The sequence below is a fragment of the Neisseria sp. P0014.S002 genome, assembly GCF_051958295.1.
Classification (GTDB): domain Bacteria; phylum Pseudomonadota; class Gammaproteobacteria; order Burkholderiales; family Neisseriaceae; genus Neisseria; species Neisseria flavescens_B.
On record NZ_JBQCVO010000021.1, the window covers coordinates 1 to 6,212 of the forward strand.

Below are 6,212 nucleotides of genomic sequence, written 5' to 3' on the forward strand. Positions count from 1 at the left end.
GGTGTTGACTGGTTTTGTTGTGAGGCGTATAGTTCGGTTCTTCGCTGCTGACGCGGTGAAGAAAACGAAGCAGACAGTATAACACAGTTAGTTGAAATTTTCGATAATTTTAGTTGACATTTGCTAAATGTACTGTATAATTCGATTCGCTCTTTAAAAAACAGATTACCGATAAGTGTGAGTGCATTAGGCCTCACACTGTTTGAAAGACAGACAAGATGATGTTTTAGACATTGTCCTGTCGGTTTCTTTGAAGCAGACCAGAAGTTATAAGTTAGAGATTGAACATAAGAGTTTGATCCTGGCTCAGATTGAACGCTGGCGGCATGCTTTACACATGCAAGTCGAACGGCAGCACAGAGAAGCTTGCTTCTTGGGTGGCGAGTGGCGAACGGGTGAGTAATATATCGGAACGTACCGAGTAATGGGGGATAACTAATCGAAAGATTAGCTAATACCGCATATTCTCTGAGGAGGAAAGCAGGGGACCTTCGGGCCTTGCGTTATTCGAGCGGCCGATATCTGATTAGCTAGTTGGTGGGGTAAAGGCCTACCAAGGCGACGATCAGTAGCGGGTCTGAGAGGATGATCCGCCACACTGGGACTGAGACACGGCCCAGACTCCTACGGGAGGCAGCAGTGGGGAATTTTGGACAATGGGCGCAAGCCTGATCCAGCCATGCCGCGTGTCTGAAGAAGGCCTTCGGGTTGTAAAGGACTTTTGTCAGGGAAGAAAAGGATAGGGTTAATACCCCTGTCTGATGACGGTACCTGAAGAATAAGCACCGGCTAACTACGTGCCAGCAGCCGCGGTAATACGTAGGGTGCGAGCGTTAATCGGAATTACTGGGCGTAAAGCGAGCGCAGACGGTTACTTAAGCAGGATGTGAAATCCCCGGGCTCAACCTGGGAACTGCGTTCTGAACTGGGTGACTAGAGTGTGTCAGAGGGAGGTAGAATTCCACGTGTAGCAGTGAAATGCGTAGAGATGTGGAGGAATACCGATGGCGAAGGCAGCCTCCTGGGATAACACTGACGTTCATGCTCGAAAGCGTGGGTAGCAAACAGGATTAGATACCCTGGTAGTCCACGCCCTAAACGATGTCAATTAGCTGTTGGGCAACTTGATTGCTTAGTAGCGTAGCTAACGCGTGAAATTGACCGCCTGGGGAGTACGGTCGCAAGATTAAAACTCAAAGGAATTGACGGGGACCCGCACAAGCGGTGGATGATGTGGATTAATTCGATGCAACGCGAAGAACCTTACCTGGTCTTGACATGTACGGAATCCTCCAGAGACGGAGGAGTGCCTTCGGGAGCCGTAACACAGGTGCTGCATGGCTGTCGTCAGCTCGTGTCGTGAGATGTTGGGTTAAGTCCCGCAACGAGCGCAACCCTTGTCATTAGTTGCCATCATTTAGTTGGGCACTCTAATGAGACTGCCGGTGACAAGCCGGAGGAAGGTGGGGATGACGTCAAGTCCTCATGGCCCTTATGACCAGGGCTTCACACGTCATACAATGGTCGGTACAGAGGGTAGCCAAGCCGCGAGGTGGAGCCAATCTCACAAAACCGATCGTAGTCCGGATTGCACTCTGCAACTCGAGTGCATGAAGTCGGAATCGCTAGTAATCGCAGGTCAGCATACTGCGGTGAATACGTTCCCGGGTCTTGTACACACCGCCCGTCACACCATGGGAGTGGGGGATACCAGAAGTAGGTAGGGTAACCGCAAGGAGCCCGCTTACCACGGTATGCTTCATGACTGGGGTGAAGTCGTAACAAGGTAGCCGTAGGGGAACCTGCGGCTGGATCACCTCCTTTCTAGAGAAAGAAGAGGTCTGATGCATTCACACTTATCGGTAAACTGTAAAAGATGCGGAAGAGAAAAGCTTGAGTGAAGACAAGATTCGCTTAAGAAGAGAATCCGGGTTTGTAGCTCAGCTGGTTAGAGCACACGCTTGATAAGCGTGGGGTCGGAGGTTCAAGTCCTCCCAGACCCACCAAGAACGGGGGCATAGCTCAGTTGGTAGAGCACCTGCTTTGCAAGCAGGGGGTCATCGGTTCGATCCCGTTTGCCTCCACCAAGAACTTTACAAATCAAAGGAAGCCTGCTATACTTAGCAGCTTATTTTGATTTGCGAAGTGAAATATCGACGCATCGATCTTTAACAAATTGGAAAGCCGAAATCAACAAACAAAGACAATGAGTTTGTTTTGATTTTTTGTTCTTTGCAAAGGATAAAAAAATCTCTCGCAAGAGAAAAGAAAACAAACACAGTATTTGGGTGATGATTGTATCGACTTAATCCTGAAACACAAAAGGCAGGATTAAGACACAACAAAGCAGTAAGCTTTATCAAAGTAGGAATTTCAAGTTTGCTTCCCTAGTCAACGGGTAGGTAGACGAAGTCAAAGAGGTTCTTGAAATGATAGAGTCAAGTGAATAAGTGCATCAGGTGGATGCCTTGGCGATGATAGGCGACGAAGGACGTGTAAGCCTGCGAAAAGCGTGGGGGAGCTGGCAATAAAGCTATGATCCCGCGATGTCCGAATGGGGAAACCCACCTCTTAGGAGGTATCCTTATCTGAATACATAGGATAAGCGAAGCGAACCCGGAGAACTGAACCATCTAAGTACCCGGAGGAAAAGAAATCAACCGAGATTCCGCAAGTAGTGGCGAGCGAACGCGGAGGAGCCTGTACGTGATAACTGTCGAGATAGAAGAACAAGCTGGGAAGCTTGACCATAGTGGGTGATAGTCCCGTATTCGAAATCTCAATAGTGGTACTAAGCGTACGAAAAGTAGGGCGGGACACGTGAAATCCTGTCTGAATATGGGGGGACCATCCTCCAAGGCTAAATACTCATCATCGACCGATAGTGAACCAGTACCGTGAGGGAAAGGCGAAAAGAACCCCGGGAGGGGAGTGAAATAGAACCTGAAACCTGATGCATACAAACAGTGGGAGCACCCTTGTGGTGTGACTGCGTACCTTTTGTATAATGGGTCAACGACTTACATTCAGTAGCGAGCTTAACCGAATAGGGGAGGCGTAGGGAAACCGAGTCTTAATAGGGCGAACAGTTGCTGGGTGTAGACCCGAAACCGAGTGATCTATCCATGGCCAGGTTGAAGGTGCCGTAACAGGTACTGGAGGACCGAACCCACGCATGTTGCAAAATGCGGGGATGAGCTGTGGATAGGGGTGAAAGGCTAAACAAACTCGGAGATAGCTGGTTCTCCCCGAAAACTATTTAGGTAGTGCCTCGAGTAAGACACTGATGGGGGTAAAGCACTGTTATGGCTAGGGGGTTATTGCAACTTACCAACCCATGGCAAACTAAGAATACCATCAAGTGGTTCCTCGGGAGACAGACAGCGGGTGCTAACGTCCGTTGTCAAGAGGGAAACAACCCAGACCGCCAGCTAAGGTCCCAAATGATAGATTAAGTGGTAAACGAAGTGGGAAGGCCCAGACAGCCAGGATGTTGGCTTAGAAGCAGCCATCATTTAAAGAAAGCGTAATAGCTCACTGGTCGAGTCGTCCTGCGCGGAAGATGTAACGGGGCTCAAATCTATAACCGAAGCTGCGGATGCCAGTTTACTGGCATGGTAGGGGAGCGTTCTGTAGGCCGATGAAGGTGCATTGTAAAGTGTGCTGGAGGTATCAGAAGTGCGAATGTTGACATGAGTAGCGATAAAGCGGGTGAAAAGCCCGCTCGCCGAAAGCCCAAGGTTTCCTACGCAACGTTCATCGGCGTAGGGTGAGTCGGCCCCTAAGGCGAGGCAGAAATGCGTAGTCGATGGGAAACAGGTTAATATTCCTGTACTTGATTCAAATGCGATGTGGGGACGGAGAAGGTTAGGTTAGCAAGCTGTTGGAATAGCTTGTTTAAGCCGGTAGGTGGAAGACTTAGGCAAATCCGGGTCTTCTTAACACCGAGAAGTGATGACGAGTGTCTACGGACATGAAGTAACCGATACCACGCTTCCAGGAAAAGCCACTAAGCTTCAGTTTGAATTGAACCGTACCGCAAACCGACACAGGTGGGCAGGATGAGAATTCTAAGGCGCTTGAGAGAACTCAGGAGAAGGAACTCGGCAAATTGATACCGTAACTTCGGGAGAAGGTATGCCCTCTAAGGTTAAGGACTTGCTCCGTAAGCCCTGGAGGGTCGCAGAGAATAGGTGGCTGCGACTGTTTATTAAAAACACAGCACTCTGCTAACACGAAAGTGGACGTATAGGGTGTGACGCCTGCCCGGTGCTGGAAGGTTAATTGAAGATGTGCAAGCATCGGATCGAAGCCCCAGTAAACGGCGGCCGTAACTATAACGGTCCTAAGGTAGCGAAATTCCTTGTCGGGTAAGTTCCGACCCGCACGAATGGCGTAACGATGGCCACACTGTCTCCTCCTGAGACTCAGCGAAGTTGAAGTGGTTGTGAAGATGCAATCTACCCGCTGCTAGACGGAAAGACCCCGTGAACCTTTACTGTAGCTTTGCATTGGACTTTGAAGTCACTTGTGTAGGATAGGTGGGAGGCTTTGAAGCAGAGACGCCAGTCTCTGTGGAGCCGTCCTTGAAATACCACCCTGGTGTCTTTGAGGTTCTAACCCAGACCCGTAATCCGGGTCGGGGACCGTGCATGGTAGGCAGTTTGACTGGGGCGGTCTCCTCCCAAAGAGTAACGGAGGAGTTCGAAGGTTACCTAGGTCCGGTCGGAAATCGGACTGATAGTGCAATGGCAAAAGGTAGCTTAACTGCGAGACCGACAAGTCGAGCAGGTGCGAAAGCAGGACATAGTGATCCGGTGGTTCTGTATGGAAGGGCCATCGCTCAACGGATAAAAGGTACTCCGGGGATAACAGGCTGATTCCGCCCAAGAGTTCATATCGACGGCGGAGTTTGGCACCTCGATGTCGGCTCATCACATCCTGGGGCTGTAGTCGGTCCCAAGGGTATGGCTGTTCGCCATTTAAAGTGGTACGTGAGCTGGGTTTAAAACGTCGTGAGACAGTTTGGTCCCTATCTGCAGTGGGCGTTGGAAGTTTGACGGGGGCTGCTCCTAGTACGAGAGGACCGGAGTGGACGAACCTCTGGTGTACCGGTTGTAACGCCAGTTGCATAGCCGGGTAGCTAAGTTCGGAAGAGATAAGCGCTGAAAGCATCTAAGCGCGAAACTCGCCTGAAGATGAGACTTCCCTTGTGGTTTAACCACACTAAAGAGTCGTTCGAGACCAGGACGTTGATAGGTGGGGTGTGGAAGCGCGGTAACGCGTGAAGCTAACCCATACTAATTGCTCGTGAGGCTTGACTCTATCATTTGAAGAACTTCAAAAGATAAAAGCTTACTGACTGATTCAGTCATCACCGAATATATTGATTAAGGCTTTACCGATTTGTAACAGTTTAAGTTTGGCGGCCATAGCGAGTTGGTCCCACGCCTTCCCATCCCGAACAGGACCGTGAAACGACTCAGCGCCGATGATAGTGTGGTTCTTCCATGTGAAAGTAGGTCACCGCCAAACACCCATTCCGAAGCCCCCGACCGATGTCGGGGGCTTTTTACATGCCTGTCGGTTCTGTCGGTTTGGTGGTAGATAACAGGTATTGTATGATTACCCTGTTGTTATTCTTGAACAAAAGTACCGGAAGTTACGGTTAACTGTTTAGAATATTTGAAATCAAACGATATTTGCGTTAATATGTTGTAAGCATTTATGTAGGTATAGGCTGTTGCCCTATCTGCGTATGTGACAGTGTTTACAGAGTGGAATAAAACCATTCGGTAGACTTTATGACTGATTCAATCAAATATGTTATGGGAAAAAATCTGATGAAGAAATTTTTATTTGGTGCGTTTGCCGCCGTTTGTGCGGCGTTCTCTTTGGCTGCCGTGAACATCAATACCGCGTCTTCTGCCGAACTGGAGGCCTTGCCGGGTATCGGTCCGGCTAAGGCGAAATCGATTGTGGAATACCGTCAGAAGAACGGTGCGTTTAAATCGGTGGAGGAGCTGAAAAACGTAAAGGGCATCGGTGATGCGGTGCTGAACAAGTTGAAGGCGGAGGCGACGGTTTCTCCTGCCACGCCTAAGGCCGCACAGCCTGCCGTGAAAAAATAAGCCTGATGGTTAACTGCCGTATACGCCGCCCCGAGGCCGAACCGTTTGCCGGTTCGGGTTGACGGGCGGCTTTGTATGGGG

At 49.7% G+C, this 6,212-nt stretch carries 1 protein-coding gene, 2 tRNA genes and 3 rRNA genes; all 6 read left to right on the forward strand.

What is annotated here, in order from left to right:
* Nucleotides 1–283: 283 nt before the first annotated feature.
* The 6 genes from ACTHSX_RS10340 (at nt 284) to ACTHSX_RS10365 (ending at nt 6,131) form a co-directional block, all read left to right on the forward strand.
* A 16S ribosomal RNA gene (locus tag ACTHSX_RS10340) occupies nt 284–1,824 on the forward strand.
* A gap of 105 nt (nt 1,825–1,929) precedes the next feature.
* Nucleotides 1,930–2,006, forward strand: a tRNA-Ile gene (locus tag ACTHSX_RS10345).
* 5 nt (nt 2,007–2,011) lie between these two features.
* A tRNA-Ala gene (locus ACTHSX_RS10350) sits at nt 2,012–2,087 on the forward strand.
* A gap of 349 nt (nt 2,088–2,436) precedes the next feature.
* A 23S ribosomal RNA gene (locus ACTHSX_RS10355) occupies nt 2,437–5,325 on the forward strand.
* Nucleotides 5,326–5,421: 96 nt separating this feature from the next.
* Nucleotides 5,422–5,535, forward strand: a 5S ribosomal RNA gene (gene rrf / locus ACTHSX_RS10360).
* Together the 16S, 23S and 5S rRNA genes with 2 tRNA genes alongside form the textbook arrangement of a ribosomal RNA operon.
* A 308-nt stretch (nt 5,536–5,843) precedes the next feature.
* The gene (locus ACTHSX_RS10365) at nt 5,844–6,131 is read left to right on the forward strand and encodes a ComEA family DNA-binding protein (RefSeq protein ID WP_440362393.1); all 288 of its coding nucleotides are present in this window, start codon (nt 5,844–5,846) and stop codon (nt 6,129–6,131) included.
* The last annotated feature ends 81 nt before the right edge of the window (nt 6,132–6,212 follow it).

Bases quoted from the DNA above. Each gene is read 5' to 3' on its own strand.
- ACTHSX_RS10365 (WP_440362393.1), top strand. From the start codon at position 5,844: ATGAAGAAATTTTTATTTGGTGCGTTTGCCGCCGTTTGTGCGGCGTTC.